The organism is Streptomyces nanhaiensis (genome assembly GCF_046614825.1).
GTDB classification, from domain to species: domain Bacteria; phylum Actinomycetota; class Actinomycetes; order Streptomycetales; family Streptomycetaceae; genus Streptomyces; species Streptomyces radiopugnans.
Map to the genome: position 1 here is coordinate 1 of NZ_JBKJFM010000038.1, position 15,771 is coordinate 15,771.

Genomic DNA, 15,771 nt, shown 5'->3' on the forward strand with positions numbered 1-15,771 from the left:
GGCGCCGCTACGAACTCACCGACGCCGGACGGCCCGCCCTGGCCGCTCTGCCCCGCCGCTCCGGCCGGCCCGGGATGCGCCACAGCGGCGCCGGGCACCGCGCCGGACGGCGCACCCGCCGCACCGGCCACCGTGATCTGGACGCCCTGGTCCGCCAGCGCCCGGAGTTCGGCCGCCGCCCGCTCCTCGTGCGGCGGCGGCTCGTCGGTCACCAGGCGGGCGATGGCCTCCGGGGGAACGGTCTGGAACATCGTGTCGACGCCCAGCTTGGTGTGGTCGGCCAGGACGACCACCTCCGCGGCGGCCTGCACCAGCGCCCGGTCCACGCTCGCCGACAGCATGTTGGAGGTCGACAGGCCGCGCTCGGCCGTCAGCCCGCTGCCGGACAGGAAGGCGCGCGAGACCCGCAGCCCGTGGAGGGACTGCTCGGCGCCGCTGCCGACCAGCGCGTAGTCGGCGCCGCGCAGCGTGCCGCCGGTCATCACGACCTCGACGCGGTTGGCGTGCGCCAGCGCCTGCGCAACCAGCAGGGAGTTGGTGACCACGGTCAGGCCGGGAACGCGCGCCAGGCGGCGGGCCAGCTCCTGCGTGGTCGTCCCGGCGCCGACGACGACGGCCTCCCCCTCCTCCACGAGGCCCGCGGCGACGTCGGCGATCGCGCTCTTCTCCGCGGTCGCCAGGTGCGCCTTGTGCGGGAAGCCGGATTCACGTGAGAAGCCGCCGGGCAGCACCGCGCCGCCGTGCCGGCGGTCCAGCAGCCCTTCCGCCTCCAGCGCCCGGACATCACGACGCACGGTCACTTCGGAGGTCTGGACGACACGTGCGAGTTCGCGGAGCGACACGGCTCCGTTGGCCCGCACCATTTCGAGGATCAGTTGACGACGTTCTGCAGCGAACACGGAACAGACAGTAACCCGCGCGACCGTCTGCTTTCAGCTGTTTCCGCTGAATAACGGAAATTGTTCGTAGGCGGAACCCTGCCGTGGTATACGCGGACGGCCCGGCGGAACCCGGGCCGCCGGACCGCCCTCCGGCCCGCTGCCGGTCAGCCGCCCTCGGCCGCCTTCCGCGTCTGCAGCTGCCGCGCGACCTCGGCGATCGAACCCGACAGCGAGGGGTAGACGGTGAACGTGTTCGCGATCTGCTCGACCGTCAGGTTGTTGTCGACCGCGATCGAGATCGGATGGATCAGCTCGCTGGCGCGCGGCGCGACCACCACCCCGCCGACCACGATCCCCGTGCCCGGACGGCAGAACAGCTTGACGAAACCGTCCCGCACGCCCTGCATCTTCGCCCGCGCGTTGCGCAGCAGCGGCAGCTTGACGGCGCGGGCGTCGATCCGGCCGGCGTCCACGTCGGCCTGGGTGTAGCCGACGGTGGCGATCTCCGGGTCGGTGAAGACGTTCGCGGAGACCGTCTTGAGGTCCAGCGGGGCCACCGTCTCGCCCAGGAAGTGGTACATCGCGATCCGGCCCTGCATGGCCGCGACCGAGGCGAGCGCGAACACGCCCGTGCAGTCGCCGGCCGCGTAGACGCCGGGTGCGGAGGTGCGCGAGACACGGTCGGTGCGGATGTGGCCCGAGTCCTTCAGCGCCACCCCGGCCTCCTCCAGGCCGATGCCCGAGGTGTTGGGGACGGCGCCGACGGCCATCAGGCAGTGGCTGCCGGTGATGACCCGGCCGTCGGAGAGGGTGACCTCCACCCGGTCCCCGACGCGCTTGGCGGAGGCGGCCCGGGAGCGGGACATCACGTTCATGCCGCGGCGGCGGAAGACGTCCTCCAGCACGACCGCCGCGTCCGGGTCCTCGCCCGGCAGCACGCGGTCGCGCGAGGAGACCAGCGTCACCCGGGAGCCGAGCGCCTGGTAGGCGCCGGCGAACTCGGCGCCGGTGACGCCGGAGCCGACCACGATCAGCTCCTCGGGCTGCTCCTCCAGGTCGTACACCTGCGTCCAGTTCAGGATGCGCTCGCCGTCGGGGCGGGCGTCGGGCAGCTCGCGCGGCTTGCCGCCGGTGGCGATGAGCACGGCGTCGGCCCTCAGCCGCTCCTCCTCGCCCCCGGCCGTCTCCACGACGACCTGCCGCGTGCCGTCGGACGCCTGACCCGGCTCCAGCCGGCCGCGGCCGCGCAGCACGCGGGCGCCGGCGCGGGTGACGGCCGCGGTGATGTCGTGCGACTGGGCCAGCGCCAGGCGCTTCACCCGCCGGTTGACCTTGCCCAGGTCCACGCCGACGACCCGCGCGGGGTTGTCGGGGTCGGGGGCGCCGTCCTCGACGATGATGCCGAGCTCCTCGTAGGAGGAGTCGAAGTTCGTCATCACCTCGGCGGTCGCGATGAGCGTCTTGGAGGGGACGCAGTCGGTCAGCACCGACGCGCCGCCCAGACCGTCGCGGTCGACGACGGTCACTTCCGCTCCGAGCTGCGCGGCCACCAGCGCCGCCTCGTAGCCGCCGGGCCCACCACCGATGATCACGATCCGAGTCACGTACTCCAGTCTCGCACGCGCCCTTCCGGCGGCCGCCACCACCCGCCGTGCGCATGACGACGCACGCGGCGGGGCAAACGGCAGGGGCACGACGGTGGTCCGCCCGGGTGGCGGAGGCCGCTGCCTATACCCTCGTCGCATGTCGCTCTACGCCGCATACGCCGGAAACCTCGACGCCCGGCTGATGTCCCGCCGCGCCCCGCACTCGCCGCTGCGCGGCACCGGGTGGCTCAGCGGCTGGCGGCTGACCTTCGGCGGCGAGCACATGGGCTGGGAGGGCTCGCTGGCGACCATCGTGGAGGCCCCGAAGGCGACGGTCTTCGTCGCGCTCTACGACATCGCCCCCATGGACGAGGACTCCATGGACCGCTGGGAGGGCGTCGGCATGGACATCTACCGCCGCATGCGGGTGCGGGTGCACACCCTGGACGGCGAGGAGCCGGCCTGGTGCTACGTCCTCAACGGCTACGAGGGCGGGCTGCCCTCGGCCCGCTACCTGGGGGAGATCGCCGACGCGGCGGAGTCCGCCGGGGCACCGCACGACTACGTGACGGAACTGCGCAAGCGCCCCTGCTGAACGGAGCGGACGGACCGCGCGGACCGCACGGGTCCCCGTCGGCCGCTTCGGGACATTCCGGGGCACTCCGGCCCGCCCGGGTCCACTTTCGGCCGCTTCCCGGACCACTCCCGGACACCCGTCTACGCGCGTAGGCGATTACCGGTTACCCTCATCGGCGTGAACGCTTCTGCCACCACCGCCTACTCCGGCGACCCGTACGCCGCCGCCGGCACCGCAGCGGCCCGCCTGCGCGAGCTGACCGGCGCGGAGACCCACGACGTCGCCCTGGTCATGGGCTCGGGCTGGGTGCCGGCCGCCGACGCGCTCGGGGAGCCGGAACACGAGTTCCCGGTCACCGACCTGCCCGGCTTCCCGCCGCCGGCGGTCGAGGGCCACGCCGGAAAGGTCCGCTCGCACCGCCTCGGCGACAAGCGTGCGCTGGTCTTCCTCGGCCGCACCCACTACTACGAGGGCCGTGGCGTCGCGTCCGTCGTCCACGGGGTCCGCTCGGCCGTGGCCGCGGGCTGCAAGACCGTCGTGCTGACCAACGGCTGCGGCGGGCTGCGCCCCGGAATGCGCCCCGGCCAGCCGGTCCTCATCCGGGACCACATCAACCTCACCGGCGTCTCGCCGATCGTCGGCGCCAACTTCGTCGACCTCACCGACCTGTACTCCCCGCGGCTGCGCGCGCTGTGCCAGGAGGTGGACGCCGGCCTGGAGGAGGGCGTCTACGTCCAGTTCCCCGGCCCGCACTACGAGACGCCCGCCGAGATCGGCATGGTCCGGGCGATCGGCGGCGACCTGGTGGGCATGTCCACCGTCCTGGAGGCGATCGCCGCCCGCGAGGCGGGCGCCGAGGTGCTGGGCATCTCCCTGGTCACCAACCTGGCCGCGGGCATGACCGGCGAACCGCTCAACCACGAGGAGGTCCTCCAGGCCGGCCGCGACTCGGCCGCCCGGATGGGCTCGCTGCTGGACCGGGTCCTCAGACTCATCTGACCCTGTCGGACCCGGTCCGGTCCGGCGCGCCCGGCGGTACGGGCCCCGCGGGGCCCCTCGGACAGCCCACCCCGCCGCGGGCCCCGCCGGCTTCCCGGGTACCGGTGGACATCGCAGGAGCCCGCGCCCACCGGCGCGGGGAGCAGCGAAGCAGGAGCGGCGCACACCGCCGCCCACAGGCGACACGCGAGAGGCGGAGAGACCGTGGCAACCGTGCACGAGGACCTGACCGCGCAGGCGCGGTCCTGGCTGGCCGAGGACCCCGACCCGCAGACCCGTGCGGAACTGGCCGCCCTCATCGAGGCCGGGGACCTGGAGGAGCTGGAGGCCCGCTTCTCCGGCACCCTCCGGTTCGGCACCGCCGGACTGCGCGGGGAGCTGGGCGCCGGCCCGATGCGGATGAACCGCGCGGTCGTCATCCGCGCGGCCGCCGGGCTCGCGGCGTACCTGCGGGCGCACGGGCACGGCGGGGGCCTGGTCGTCGTCGGCTACGACGCCCGCCACCGCAGCGAGGACTTCGCGCGCGACACCGCGGCCGTGATGGTCGGCGCCGGCCTGCGGGCGGCCCTGCTGCCGCGCCCCCTGCCCACGCCGGTACTGGCCTTCGCCGTCCGGCACCTGGGCGCCGTCGCGGGCGTCACCGTCACCGCCAGCCACAACCCGCCGCGCGACAACGGCTACAAGGTCTACCTCGGCGGGGGCTCCCAGATCGTGCCGCCCGCCGACGGGGAGATCGCCGACGAGATCGCCTCCATCGGCTCCCTCGCGGACGTCCCCCTGGCCGGGTCCGGCTGGGATGTGCTGGGCGAGGAGGTCGTGGACGCCTACCTGGAGCGCGCGGTCTCCGTCCTCGCCCCCGGCGGGCCCCGGGACGTGAAGGTGGTCCACACCTCGCTGCACGGCGTGGGCGGCGCCACGGTCGCCGCCGCCTTCGGGCGCGCGGGCTTCCCCGCCCCCGTGCCGGTGGCCGAGCAGGCCGATCCCGACCCCGACTTCCCCACCGTGGCCTTCCCCAACCCGGAGGAGCCCGGGGCGATGGACCTGGCCTTCGCCGCGGCCCGCGAGCACCGGCCGGACCTGGTGATCGCCAACGACCCCGACGCCGACCGCTGCGCGGTGGCCGTCCCCGACCCGGAGGCTGACGCGGGCTGGCGGATGCTGCGCGGCGACGAGGTGGGGGCGCTGCTGGCCACCCATCTTGTGCACAAGCGTGCGCGGGGGACCTTCGCCACCACGATCGTCTCCTCCTCCCTGCTGTCGCGCATCGCCGAGGCGGCGGGCGTGCCGTACACCGAGACGCTGACCGGCTTCAAGTGGCTGGCCCGCGTCGACGGGCTGCGCTACGCCTACGAGGAGGCGCTGGGCTACTGCGTGGACCCCGAGGGCGTGCTCGACAAGGACGGCGTCACGGCGGCGCTGCTCGTCGCGGAACTGGCCGCCGAGCTGAAGGGGAGCGGGCGCTCCCTGACCGAGCTGCTGGACGACCTCGCGGTCGAGTACGGCCTGCACGCCACCGACCAGCTCTCGGTGCGGGTGGAGGACCTGTCCGTGATCGCCGGCGCCATGCGCCGGCTGCGCCAGGCGCCGCCGGCCCTGCTGGCGGGCCTGACGGTGCTCTCGGCGGAGGACCTGAGCCGGGGCGCCGGGGACCTGCCGCCGACCGACGGCCTGCGCTACCGGCTGGCGGGCGACCCCCGGCAGCGGGTGGCCGGCGCCCGGGTCGTCGTCCGCCCCAGCGGCACGGAGCCGAAGCTGAAGTGCTACCTGGAGGCGGTCGTCCCCGTGGCGGACGCCTCGGAGCTGAGCGCGGCCCGCGCCACGGCGGAGCAGGTGCTGGGCGCCCTCAGGGCGGACCTCGCCGCCGCCGCGGGCATCTGACGTACGCCGGGCGGGGCCGGAAGCGGTCCGTCCACGCGGGGGGCGAGCCGAGGGGCGTGCGCGGCGCCGCACGGGCGGGCGTCCGGCGGTACGGGTGGTACGGGTGGAAGGTGCCGCACCGCCCGGCACGGCACCACGGGTCCGTGGAGGCACGTGGAAATCCCGTGGGACGCCGCGCGGGCGATGCGGGACCTCAGCCCAGGAAGAGCAGGGCCAGCAGGGCCGCCCCGCCGACCGCCGCCGGGACGATGACCTCGTAGGCCCAGCGGACGCTGGGGGCGCCCTGCGCCCCCTCGTCCGGGGCGTGGCGCTCGGCCAGGGCGCGGATCTCGTCCACCGCCTGGTCCGCCTGGGCCCGGTAGCCGCCCGTGCCGGCCAGCTCCGGGGCGAACACCGCCCCGGGACCCGACAGGTTCGCCGATGCCGCGCCGCCGCCCCGGCTCTGCCGGAGCGCCTTCTTGCGCTGGCGCAGCGAGACCGGGATCGCCCACATCTGGTACTTGCCGTCGCCCGCGAAGACCTCGGCGGAGTACGCCGCCCGTACGCCCTCGACCGACGCCCACGGCAGCGTGATCGTGCGGAACGGGTTGCGCACCCGCAGCCGCTCGCGCCCGGCGTACACGGCCGGCCGCAGGGAGAAGGCGAAGATCAGCGGCACGAACGCCACCAGCGCGGCCAGCGAGATCCACCGGGTGCGGCCCTCGCCGTTGGCGATCCCGTCGGCGGCCAGCAGCACGACGAGCGCCAGCAGCAGCGTGCCCCCCACCATCCCCATGGCCGAGCGGTAGGTGTGGTCCGGGTACCCGGTCTGCTCACTCATGCCTCCGATTCTGCACGACCCCGCCGCACGCACGTCCGGCCGGTGGGGCGCCTCACGGGCCGGACGTGCGCCCGCGGCGGCCCGGCCGGGAAGCGGGGGAGGGGGATGACAGTTTGCTACGCGCGTAGATATGCTCATCTGGTGACCATGTCTGCTTCGTCTCCCACCGCACCCCCCGCACCGCCTCCCGCCGCGCCCTCCGCACTGGCGGACGCGACCGCCTCCGACGCCGCGCTGCGCCGCTTCCTGCACGGCCTGCCCGGGGTCGACGCCGTCGGCCTGGAAGCCCGCGCGGCCCAGCTCGGCACCCGTTCGATCAAGACCACGGCGAAGGCGTACGCCATCGACCTCGCCATCTCGATGATCGACCTGACGACCCTGGAGGGCGCCGACACCCCGGGCAAGGTCCGGGCGCTGTGCGCCAAGGGCGTCAACCCCGACCCCACCGACCGCACCGTGCCGAGGGTCGCCGCGATCTGCGTCTACCCGGACATGGTGGCCACCGCCAAGGAGGCCCTGGCCGCCGCCGGCGGGCAGGACGTCAAGGTCGCCTCCGTCGCCACCGCCTTCCCCTCCGGACGCGCCGAACTGGACGTGAAGCTGGCGGACACCCGCGACGCGGTGGCGGCCGGCGCCGACGAGATCGACATGGTGATCGACCGGGGCGCCTTCCTCTCCGGCCGCTACATGAAGGTCTTCGAGGAGATCCGGGCCGTGAAGCAGGCGTGCGCCCGCCCCGGCGGCGAGGACGCGCACCTGAAGGTGATCTTCGAGAACGGCGAGCTGTCCACGTACGACAACGTCCGCCGCGCCTCCTGGCTGGCGATGCTCGCCGGGGCCGACGTCATCAAGACCTCCACCGGCAAGGTCGCGGTCAACGCCACCCCGGCGAACACCCTGGTGATGCTGGAGGCCGTGCGCGACTTCCGCGCCGCCACCGGCACGCGGATCGGGGTCAAGCCCGCGGGCGGCATCCGCACCACCAAGGACGCGATCAAATACCTGGTGATGGTGAACGAGGTCCTCGGGGACGACTGGCTGCACCCCGACTGGTTCCGCTTCGGCGCCTCCAGCCTCCTCAACGACCTGCTGATGCAGCGCCAGAAGCTGACCACCGGGCGCTACTCCGGCCCCGACTACGTGACGGTGGACTGATCACGATGAGCCCCATGTTCGAGTACGCACCCGCGCCCGAGTCCCGCGCCGTGGTGGACATCGCCCCCTCCTACGGCCTGTTCGTCGACGGCGAGTTCCGCGAGGCCGCGGGGGGCAGGTCCTTCAAGACCCTCTCGCCGTCCACCGAGGAGGTCCTGGCCGAGGTCGCCCACGCCGGGGCCGAGGACGTGGACGCCGCCGTGGCCGCCGCCCGCCGCGCCTTCGCCACCTGGTCGGCGCTGCCCGGCTCCGAGCGCGCCAAGTACCTGTTCCGGATCGCCCGGATCATCCAGGAGCGCTCGCGCGAGCTGGCCGTCCTGGAGACCCTGGACAACGGCAAGCCGATCCGCGAGACCCGCGACGCGGACCTGCCGCTGGTGGCCGCGCACTTCTTCTACCACGCGGGCTGGGCCGACAAGCTCGCCCACGCCGGGTACGGGCCGGACCCGAGGCCGCTGGGAGTGGCCGCCCAGGTCATCCCGTGGAACTTCCCGCTGCTGATGCTGGCCTGGAAGGTCGCCCCGGCGCTGGCCTGCGGCAATACCGTGGTCCTCAAGCCCGCCGAGACCACCCCGCTGTCGGCGCTGTTCTTCGCGGACGTCTGCCGCCAGGCGGGGCTGCCGAAGGGCGTCGTCAACATCCTGACCGGCGACGGATCCACGGGAGCGGCGCTGGTGGCGCACGAGGGCGTCGACAAGGTCGCCTTCACCGGCTCCACGGCCGTCGGCAAGCAGATCGCGCGCACGGTCGCCGGGACGCGCAAGAGGCTCACCCTGGAACTGGGGGGCAAGGGCGCCAACATCGTCTTCGACGACGCGCCGATCGACCAGGCCGTCGAGGGCGTCGTCAACGGCATCTACTTCAACCAGGGCCAGGTGTGCTGCGCGGGCTCGCGCCTGCTGGTCCAGGAGTCGGTGCAGGACGAGCTGCTGGAGGCGCTGCGGCGCAGGCTGTCCACCCTGCGGGTGGGCGACCCGCTGGACAAGAACACCGACGTCGGCGCGATCAACTCCGCCGAACAGCTCGCCCGCATCACCGAGCTCGCCGACAGCGGCGAGGCCGAGGGCGCCGAGCGGTGGTCCCCGGCGTGCGAACTGCCCGAGCGGGGCTTCTGGTTCGCGCCGACGGTCTTCACCAACGTCACCCAGGCCCACCGGATCGCCCGCGAGGAGATCTTCGGACCCGTGCTGTCGGTGCTGTCCTTCCGCACCCCCGACGAGGCGGTGGCCAAGGCCAACAACTCGCAGTACGGCCTGTCCGCCGGCGTGTGGACGGAGAAGGGCTCGCGCATCCTGGCGATGGCCAGCAGGCTCCGGGCCGGCGTGGTGTGGGCCAACACGTTCAACAAGTTCGACCCGACCTCGCCGTTCGGCGGCTACAGGGAGTCGGGCTTCGGCCGCGAGGGCGGCCGTCACGGTCTGGAGGCGTACCTCGATGTCTGAGCAGTCCGGCAACCCCGGCGGCGCCGCGCGCACGCGGCTGGGCGTGGCGAAGACCTACAAGCTGTTCGTCGGGGGGAAGTTCCCCCGGTCCGAGAGCGGACGGGTGTACGAGGTGACCGACACACGCGGCAACTGGCTGGCCAACGCCCCGCTCGCCTCCCGCAAGGACGCCAGGGACGCGGTGGTCGCGGCCCGCAAGGCGTTCGGCGGCTGGTCGGGGGCGACCGCCTACAACCGCGGCCAGATCCTCTACCGGATCGCCGAGATGCTGGAGGGCCGCCGCGAGCAGTTCACCGCCGAGGTGGCCGCAGCCGAGGGGCTGTCGAAGGCGAAGGCCGCCGCCCGGGTGGACGCGGCGATCGACCGCTGGGTGTGGTACGCGGGCTGGTCCGACAAGATCGCCCAGGTCGCGGGCGGCGCCAACCCCGTCGCGGGCCCGTACTTCAACCTCTCCACGCCCGAGCCGACCGGTGTGGTCGCCGTGCTGGCCCCGCAGGAGTCCTCGCTCCTGGGCCTGGTCTCGGTGCTGGCCCCGGTGATCGTCAGCGGCAACACGGCCGTCGTCGTGGCCAGTGAGCGGGCGCCGCTGCCCGCACTGTCGCTGGCCGAGGTGCTGGCCACCTCCGACCTGCCCGGCGGGGTGGTCAACATCCTGTCCGGGCGGACCGCGGAGATCGCCGCGCCGCTCGCCGCCCACAGCGACGTCAACGCGATCGACCTGGCGGGCGCGGACGCGGATCTGGCGAAGGAGCTGGAGACGGCCGCCGCGGACAACCTCAAGCGGGTGCTGCGCCCGGAGGCCGGCGGATCCGCGGCCTCCGACTGGTCCGCCGACCCGGGTGTGAAGCGGATGCTGGCCTTCGTCGAGACCAAGACCGTCTGGCACCCCGTCGGCGTCTGACGGACCGCCCGTCCGGGGCGCGGCTCCCTCAGGGGAGGCGCGCCCCGGACGGGGCGCCCCGCCCGGCCGGAAGCCCGCTCAGCCGGGCAGCAGCCCCGCCACCGGGCCCGTCACCGGAAGGGTGCGGACCGTGCCCCCCTCGCTGACCGGCCCCGTGACGGCCCCGCTGCTCACCGGCCGGAAGTCGGCGATCTGGGTGCCGACCGTGTTGTCCAGCGGGTCGACGCCCGTGCCCGCCAGCGGGTCGATCCGCGCGTCCTTGACCGGGCGTGCCGCACCGGCCGCCGCGTGCTCGGTGGCTCCCACGCCCTCGGCCAGGCCGTGCACGCTCGACCCGAGCGAATCCGGCGAGAGCGCCGACGTCAGGCCCGAGAGCTGTACGGGCGCCCCGGCGCCCTGCCCGGGAGCCGCGGCCGCCGCCCCCGCGCCCGTGGCCACCGCGGCCCCGACCGCGGAGACGGTCAACCCGGCCCGCAGCAGGGCGCGCTGGACGCCGCTGCTCCCCGTCCGACTCTCCCGTGCGTGACGGCGGCGCTGAGCGGTCATCGGTACACCTGCCAAGAGAACTCGAAGACTGTGACTGTACGGTGACTCAGCGTATACGAGCCGGGCGTCACACGCACACGCGTACCGGCGCCCCTGTGGATGGCCGACAATGGTCTTCCGTGAGCTCCCACGACACCGCCCGCGTGATCCTGCTGACCGGTCCCTCGGGCTCCGGCAAGTCCTCGCTCGCCGCCCGCACCGGGCTGCCCGTACTGCGCCTGGACGACTTCTACAAGGAGGCCGGCGACCCCACTCTCCCCCGGCTCGCCGCCGGCGGTCCGGTGGACTGGGACCACCCCGCCTCCTGGGACGCCGACGCGGCGGTGGCGGCGATCGCCGCCCTGTGCGGGAGCGGCCGGGCCACCGTCCCGGTCTACGACATCTCCACGAGCGCCCGGACCGGCGAGGACGCGCTGGACCTGCGCGGCGCGCGCCTGTTCGTCGCCGAGGGGATATTCGCCGCCGAGATCGCCGCGCGCTGCCTCGGACTCGGCCTGCTGGCCGACGCGTTGTGCCTGCGCGGCCGCCCCTCCACAACCTTCCGGCGGCGGCTGGTGCGCGATGTGCGCGAGGGCCGCAAGTCGCTGCCCGTCCTGGTGCGCCGCGGCTGGACCCTGATGCGCGCCGAGGGCTCGATCGTCGCGCGCCACGTCGCCCTGGGCGCCCATGCCTGCGGCCGGGACGAGGCACTGGCGCGGATCGAGGCGCTCGGCGCGCCCGGGAGGCGTACGCGTGGAGGCGAGCGCCCGGGGGTCGTGCGCGCGTGAGAGCGGGCCGGGCCGGACCCCCCGTCCGGCCCGGCCCGCTCACCGAGCACCCCCGTGCTCTCCCCCGTTTCCCCCCGCTTGCCCCCTGTCCCCCGTCTTCCCCCCGGTCCCGGCGCGCCGTCAGGCGACCAGCTCGCCGAAGCTCTCCTCCAGATCGCGCCCGAAGCTGAGCGCCTCGTCGCCGCGCAGCCGGCGCAGGGAGCGCCAGATGCTGCTCTTGACCGTGCCGACGCTGATGTTCAGGATCTCCGCGATCTCCGGGTCGGTACGGCCCTCGTAGTAGCGCAGGACCAGCATCGTGCGCTGGAGTTCGGGCAGCCGCGCCAGCGCCTGCCACAGCACCGCGCGCAGTTCGGTGCCGCGCATCGCGTCGCTCTCGCCGGCCGCCTCGGGCAGCTCCTCGGTCGGGTACTCGTTGAGCTTGCGGCGCCGCCAGGCGCTGATGTGGAGGTTCGTCATGGTGCGGCGCAGGTATCCGCCGACCGCGGCCTTGTCGGTGATCCGGTCCCAGGCGCGGTAGGTGGAGAACAGCGCGCTCTGCAGCAGGTCCTCGGCCTCGTGGCGGTCCCCCGTGAGGTGGTACGCGGTGGCGTACAGGGAGGCGCGGCGCTCGCGGACGTAGGCGGTGAACTCCGCCTCCGTCACACCCCCCCGGCGCCGCTCCCCCGATGCCTCCCCGTGCGCTTCCTCCCCCCGGATCCCCCCCGGGACCGGCTCGGGCGCGGCGGCGATGTGCGCCGGCCGCCTGCGGCCGGCGCCCCGGTCGCACGACCCGGCCCCCGCCGCGCCGGACCTCTCCCCGCCCTGTGCCGGAACCACGGGAGTGTGCAGACGCGTGTTGACAACCGCGCTGGTGATGTTGCGGTGCAGTGTGTTCATCTCGCGCCCCCCTTTGTGGAACCGGCCTGTGCGCTCGGTCCGTACCGAGTACGCGGAATACACTGCCGGGGCAGTTTCATCGCCGGGTCCGCCGTCTGTCACAGGGGTGTCACAGAGGCAGGGCGGACCGTGACCCGCCCGTGTTCGCGCTCCGTTCACCGGCCGGTCGAAGTGCGGGCGCCTGATGCGCCAGAATGGCGCGCGTGCCTTTCCTGTTGCTGATCGAGGACGACGAGGCCGTCCGTACCGCCCTGGAGATGGGGCTGACCCGGCAGGGCCACCGCGTGGTGACCGCCGCGTCGGGCGAGGACGGCCTCAAGCTGCTGCGCGAACAGAGGCCCGACCTGATCGTGCTGGACGTCATGCTGCCCGGCATCGACGGCTTCGAGGTGTGCCGCCGCATCCGGCGCACGGACCAGCTGCCGATCATCCTGCTGACCGCGCGCAGCGACGACATCGACGTCGTGGTCGGCCTGGAGTCCGGCGCGGACGACTACGTGGTCAAGCCGGTGCAGGGACGGGTGCTGGACGCCCGCATCCGCGCGGTGATGCGGCGCGGCGAGCGGGAGGCGAACGACTCGGCGACCTTCGGCGCGCTGGTCATCGACCGCTCGGCGATGACGGTGACGAAGAACGGCAGGGACCTCCAGCTCACCCCGACCGAGCTGCGGCTGCTGCTGGAGCTGAGCCGCCGCCCCGGACAGGCTCTGTCGCGGCAGCAGTTGCTGCGGCTGGTGTGGGAGCACGACTACCTCGGCGACTCCCGGCTGGTCGACGCGTGCGTCCAGCGGCTGCGCGCCAAGGTCGAGGACGTCCCCTCCTCTCCGACGCTGATCCGCACGGTGCGCGGCGTCGGATACCGGCTGGATCCCCCCGCGTGACGGGGGCGCACGAAGCCGGCGGGCGTCCGGCGCCGATACCCCGGTCCGCGTCCGCGTCCGCGCCCCGGCGCGGCCGAGCCCGGCGGGAGGCGCCGTGAGCGGCTCCCGGGACAGGATCGCCGGGTCGCTGCGGCTGACGAGCCTGCGCCTGCGGCTGGTGGTGGTATTCGCGCTGGTCGCGCTGACCGCCGCGGTGGCCGTCTCCGGCATCGCGTACTGGATCAACCGCGACGCCGTCCTGACCCGGGCGCAGAACGCGGCGCTCAACGACTTCCGCGAGTCGCTGGGCGACAACGCCGGGGCCATGCCCCGCCGTCCGCCCTGCGACGCGCTGCGGGACACGGCCGGCGCCATGGCCAACACCACCCAGCGGTACGAGGTGGTGCTGATCGGGGAGCAGGCCGACGGCTCGCGGTGCGAGGCGGTGTCCGACCCGGAGTTCACGCTGGAGGACGTGCCCGGGGCGCTGCGCTCGGCGGTCGCCGAGAAGCGCCCGGTCGACGCCGTCAACAAGGCCCCCTACCACCTGTACTGGCAGCGGATCACGGTGGGCGGCGAACCGTATCTGGTGGGCGGCGCGACCGTGATCGGCGGCGGGCCGACGGGCTACATGTTCAAGTCGCTCGCCCCCGAGCGGGACGACCTCAGCTCCCTGGCCTGGTCGCTGGGGATCGCCACCGCGCTGGCCCTGGTCGGCTCCGCCCTGCTGGCGCAGGCCGCCGCCACCACGGTGCTGCGGCCGGTGCAGCAGCTGGGCGAGGCGGCGCGGAGACTGGGCGAGGGGAAGCTGGAGACCCGGCTGAGGGTGTCGGGGAAGGACGAACTGGCCGAGCTCTCCAGGACGTTCAACCGCACCGCCGAGGCGCTGGAGCAGCGGGTGGCCGAACTGAGCGCCCGCGAGGAGTCCAGCCGCCGCTTCGTGGCGGACATGTCGCACGAGCTGCGCACTCCGCTGACCGCGATCACCGCCGTCACCGAGGTCCTGGAGGACGAGATCGACTCGCTCGACCCGATGATCGCGCCCGCGGTCACCCTGGTCGTCAGCGAGACCCGGCGGCTGAACGACCTGGTGGAGAACCTGATGGAGGTCACCCGCTTCGACGCGGGTACGGCCCGCCTGGTGCTCGACGACGTCGACGTCGCGGACCAGGTGACGGCCTGCATCGACGCCCGGGCCTGGCTGGACGCGGTCGAGCTAGACGCCGACCGCGGCATCACGGCGCGGCTCGACCCGCGCCGTCTGGACGTGATCCTGGCCAATCTGATCGGCAACGCGCTCAAGCACGGCGGCTCCCCGGTGCGGGTGTCGGTGCGCACCCGCGAGTCCGCAGTGAAGGACGCGGAACCGGGCGAGGGGCCGGGCGTGAAGCCGGGCGAGGACGAGCTGGTCATCCGGGTCGCCGACCGCGGCCCCGGCATCCCCGAGGACGTGCTGCCGCACGTCTTCGACCGCTTCTACAAGGCCAGCGCCTCCCGGCCCCGCTCCGAGGGCAGCGGGCTCGGGCTGTCGATCGCCATGGAGAACGCCCACATCCACGGCGGTTCCATCACCGCCGGGAACGCGCCCGAGGGGGGCGCGGTCTTCACCCTGCGGCTGCCGCGCGACGCCAGCCACCTCGCGCCGGAGCAGGACCGCGACACGGACCCGGACAGGGCCCCGGACAGGGAGCCGGACAGGAACCGGGACACGGACACCGCCCCGGGCCCGGACGGCGGCGGGGCGCACCGGGAGGGCGGACGATGAGCACCACGCGCCGCACGGCTCCCGGCCTCCGCGCGACCGCCGCGGCCCTGGCCGCGCTCGCGCTGGGCGGGTGCGGCATACGTTCCACGCCCGTGCCGGTGGACGCCGGCCCGGCGCCGTCGCGGGCCTCGTGCGCGCCACCCGCCACCGAGGAGGAGCGGCGCCCCGGCGACGGGACCGTCCGGGCGGAGGTCTTCCTGGTCTGCGGCGGAGCCGTCTCCGCGGTGGAGCGCACCGTACCGCTGGGCGGCTCGGAGCCCGGCCCGGACACCCGGCTGGAGACGGCCCGCGAGCTGCTGGAGGAGTTGCGGGAGAACCCGTCCCGGGCCGAACGGGAGGCGGGCTTCGGCAGCTCGGTCCCCGGGGAGCTGGAGATCGACGGGCCCGGGGACGGCGATCCCGGAGGGACGCTGCGGCTGAGCCGGGACCCCGGCGGGCTGCCGTCCTTCGCGCTGGCCCAGATCGTCTGCACCCTCGCGGGCACGGCCGCCGCCGGCCAGGAGGACTCGGTGGTGCTCGGCGGACCGGCACGGGACGGCGGCGGGGCTCCCCCGCTGCGCTACTCCTGCACCGACGCGCTGCGCGGCAGCCCGGAGGCGGCGAAGACCGCGGGCACTCCGCTCCCTTAGGTGCCGGGCGCCGGGTGCCGGGCGCCGGATGCGGGCCGCCCGCGCCCGCGTCCGCGCCCGGTGCCCGCGCCGCGCACCGGCGTGCC

General features: G+C 74.4%; 15 protein-coding genes. 10 read left to right on the forward strand and 5 right to left on the reverse strand.

All coding sequences use genetic code 11. The features are described 5' to 3' along the window. Together ACLIYP_RS11640 and ACLIYP_RS11645 are read right to left on the reverse strand one after the other, a co-directional pair. The coding region (locus ACLIYP_RS11640) for a DeoR/GlpR family DNA-binding transcription regulator (protein ID WP_412713083.1) at window positions 1–863 on the reverse strand (863 nt) is incomplete at its 3' end. 182 nt (window positions 864–1,045) lie between these two features. Continuing rightward, on the reverse strand, window positions 1,046–2,494 hold the full coding sequence (locus tag ACLIYP_RS11645; RefSeq protein ID WP_412713084.1) for an NAD(P)H-quinone dehydrogenase: 1,449 nt from the start codon (window positions 2,492–2,494) through the stop codon (window positions 1,046–1,048). Window positions 2,495–2,624: 130 nt separating this feature from the next. Between ACLIYP_RS11645 and ACLIYP_RS11650 the strand changes: the two genes are divergently transcribed. The 3 genes from ACLIYP_RS11650 (at window position 2,625) to ACLIYP_RS11660 (ending at window position 5,921) form a co-directional block, all read left to right on the forward strand. Then, window positions 2,625–3,062, forward strand: a complete 438-nt coding sequence (locus ACLIYP_RS11650; RefSeq protein WP_093661664.1) for a gamma-glutamylcyclotransferase — start codon at window positions 2,625–2,627, stop codon at window positions 3,060–3,062. Between the two features lie 159 nt (window positions 3,063–3,221). Then, window positions 3,222–4,043, forward strand: coding sequence for a purine-nucleoside phosphorylase (locus ACLIYP_RS11655; RefSeq protein WP_412713057.1), 822 nt, complete (start codon window positions 3,222–3,224; stop codon window positions 4,041–4,043). A gap of 213 nt (window positions 4,044–4,256) precedes the next feature. Continuing rightward, complete coding sequence (locus ACLIYP_RS11660; RefSeq protein WP_412713085.1) at window positions 4,257–5,921, forward strand: phospho-sugar mutase; 1,665 nt, start codon at window positions 4,257–4,259, stop codon at window positions 5,919–5,921. Between the two features lie 193 nt (window positions 5,922–6,114). Here ACLIYP_RS11660 and ACLIYP_RS11665 read toward each other — a convergent pair whose 3' ends face one another. Then, the gene (locus ACLIYP_RS11665; RefSeq protein ID WP_412713058.1) at window positions 6,115–6,741 is read right to left on the reverse strand and encodes a PH domain-containing protein; all 627 of its coding nucleotides are present in this window, start codon (window positions 6,739–6,741) and stop codon (window positions 6,115–6,117) included. Between the two features lie 147 nt (window positions 6,742–6,888). On the opposite strand from ACLIYP_RS11665, the gene deoC reads away from it, so the two are divergent. From deoC to ACLIYP_RS11680, 3 genes are read left to right on the forward strand one after another with little or no spacing between them, the layout of a single operon-like run. Beyond that, the gene (deoC, locus tag ACLIYP_RS11670; RefSeq protein ID WP_412713086.1) at window positions 6,889–7,896 is read left to right on the forward strand and encodes a deoxyribose-phosphate aldolase; all 1,008 of its coding nucleotides are present in this window, start codon (window positions 6,889–6,891) and stop codon (window positions 7,894–7,896) included. Between the two features lie 5 nt (window positions 7,897–7,901). Next, window positions 7,902–9,338 carry an aldehyde dehydrogenase family protein gene (locus ACLIYP_RS11675; protein ID WP_412713059.1) on the forward strand — a complete coding sequence of 479 codons (1,437 nt, stop codon included), beginning with the start codon at window positions 7,902–7,904 and terminating at the stop codon, window positions 9,336–9,338. Next, on the forward strand, window positions 9,331–10,239 hold the full coding sequence (locus ACLIYP_RS11680) for an aldehyde dehydrogenase family protein (RefSeq protein ID WP_412713060.1): 909 nt from the start codon (window positions 9,331–9,333) through the stop codon (window positions 10,237–10,239). Before ACLIYP_RS11675 ends, ACLIYP_RS11680 begins: the two co-directional genes overlap by 8 nt. 78 nt (window positions 10,240–10,317) lie before the next feature. On the opposite strand, the gene ACLIYP_RS11685 is transcribed toward ACLIYP_RS11680, so the two are convergent. Next, the gene (locus ACLIYP_RS11685; RefSeq protein WP_412713061.1) at window positions 10,318–10,785 is read right to left on the reverse strand and encodes a hypothetical protein; all 468 of its coding nucleotides are present in this window, start codon (window positions 10,783–10,785) and stop codon (window positions 10,318–10,320) included. A gap of 119 nt (window positions 10,786–10,904) precedes the next feature. Here ACLIYP_RS11685 and ACLIYP_RS11690 point away from each other — a divergent pair, with 119 nt between their 5' ends. After that, window positions 10,905–11,552 carry an ATP-binding protein gene (locus tag ACLIYP_RS11690; RefSeq protein WP_412713062.1) on the forward strand — a complete coding sequence of 216 codons (648 nt, stop codon included), beginning with the start codon at window positions 10,905–10,907 and terminating at the stop codon, window positions 11,550–11,552. A gap of 120 nt (window positions 11,553–11,672) precedes the next feature. On the opposite strand, the gene ACLIYP_RS11695 is transcribed toward ACLIYP_RS11690, so the two are convergent. Then, window positions 11,673–12,431, reverse strand: a complete 759-nt coding sequence (locus ACLIYP_RS11695) for a SigE family RNA polymerase sigma factor (protein WP_412713063.1) — start codon at window positions 12,429–12,431, stop codon at window positions 11,673–11,675. 203 nt (window positions 12,432–12,634) lie between these two features. Here ACLIYP_RS11695 and afsQ1 point away from each other — a divergent pair, with 203 nt between their 5' ends. The 3 genes from afsQ1 (at window position 12,635) to ACLIYP_RS11710 (ending at window position 15,685) form a co-directional block, all read left to right on the forward strand. Then, the gene (gene afsQ1 / locus ACLIYP_RS11700) at window positions 12,635–13,312 is read left to right on the forward strand and encodes a two-component system response regulator AfsQ1 (RefSeq protein WP_173915081.1); all 678 of its coding nucleotides are present in this window, start codon (window positions 12,635–12,637) and stop codon (window positions 13,310–13,312) included. Between the two features lie 94 nt (window positions 13,313–13,406). Next, window positions 13,407–15,056: an ATP-binding protein gene (locus ACLIYP_RS11705; protein ID WP_412713064.1), complete on the forward strand. Its 1,650-nt coding sequence runs from the start codon at window positions 13,407–13,409 to the stop codon at window positions 15,054–15,056. Then, complete coding sequence (locus ACLIYP_RS11710; RefSeq protein WP_412713065.1) at window positions 15,053–15,685, forward strand: hypothetical protein; 633 nt, start codon at window positions 15,053–15,055, stop codon at window positions 15,683–15,685. The genes ACLIYP_RS11705 and ACLIYP_RS11710 overlap by 4 nt, the downstream gene beginning before the upstream one ends. Window positions 15,686–15,771: the final 86 nt, after the last annotated feature.

Coding starts and splice junctions, on each gene's coding strand:
- ACLIYP_RS11650 (WP_093661664.1), top strand. CDS start 2,625: ATGTCGCTCTACGCCGCATACGCCGGAAACCTCGACGCCCGGCTGATG.
- ACLIYP_RS11665 (WP_412713058.1), bottom strand. CDS start 6,741: ATGAGTGAGCAGACCGGGTACCCGGACCACACCTACCGCTCGGCCATG.
- deoC (WP_412713086.1), top strand. CDS start 6,889: ATGTCTGCTTCGTCTCCCACCGCACCCCCCGCACCGCCTCCCGCCGCG.
- ACLIYP_RS11675 (WP_412713059.1), top strand. CDS start 7,902: ATGAGCCCCATGTTCGAGTACGCACCCGCGCCCGAGTCCCGCGCCGTG.
- ACLIYP_RS11680 (WP_412713060.1), top strand. CDS start 9,331: ATGTCTGAGCAGTCCGGCAACCCCGGCGGCGCCGCGCGCACGCGGCTG.
- ACLIYP_RS11685 (WP_412713061.1), bottom strand. CDS start 10,785: ATGACCGCTCAGCGCCGCCGTCACGCACGGGAGAGTCGGACGGGGAGC.
- ACLIYP_RS11695 (WP_412713063.1), bottom strand. CDS start 12,431: ATGAACACACTGCACCGCAACATCACCAGCGCGGTTGTCAACACGCGT.
- ACLIYP_RS11710 (WP_412713065.1), top strand. CDS start 15,053: ATGAGCACCACGCGCCGCACGGCTCCCGGCCTCCGCGCGACCGCCGCG.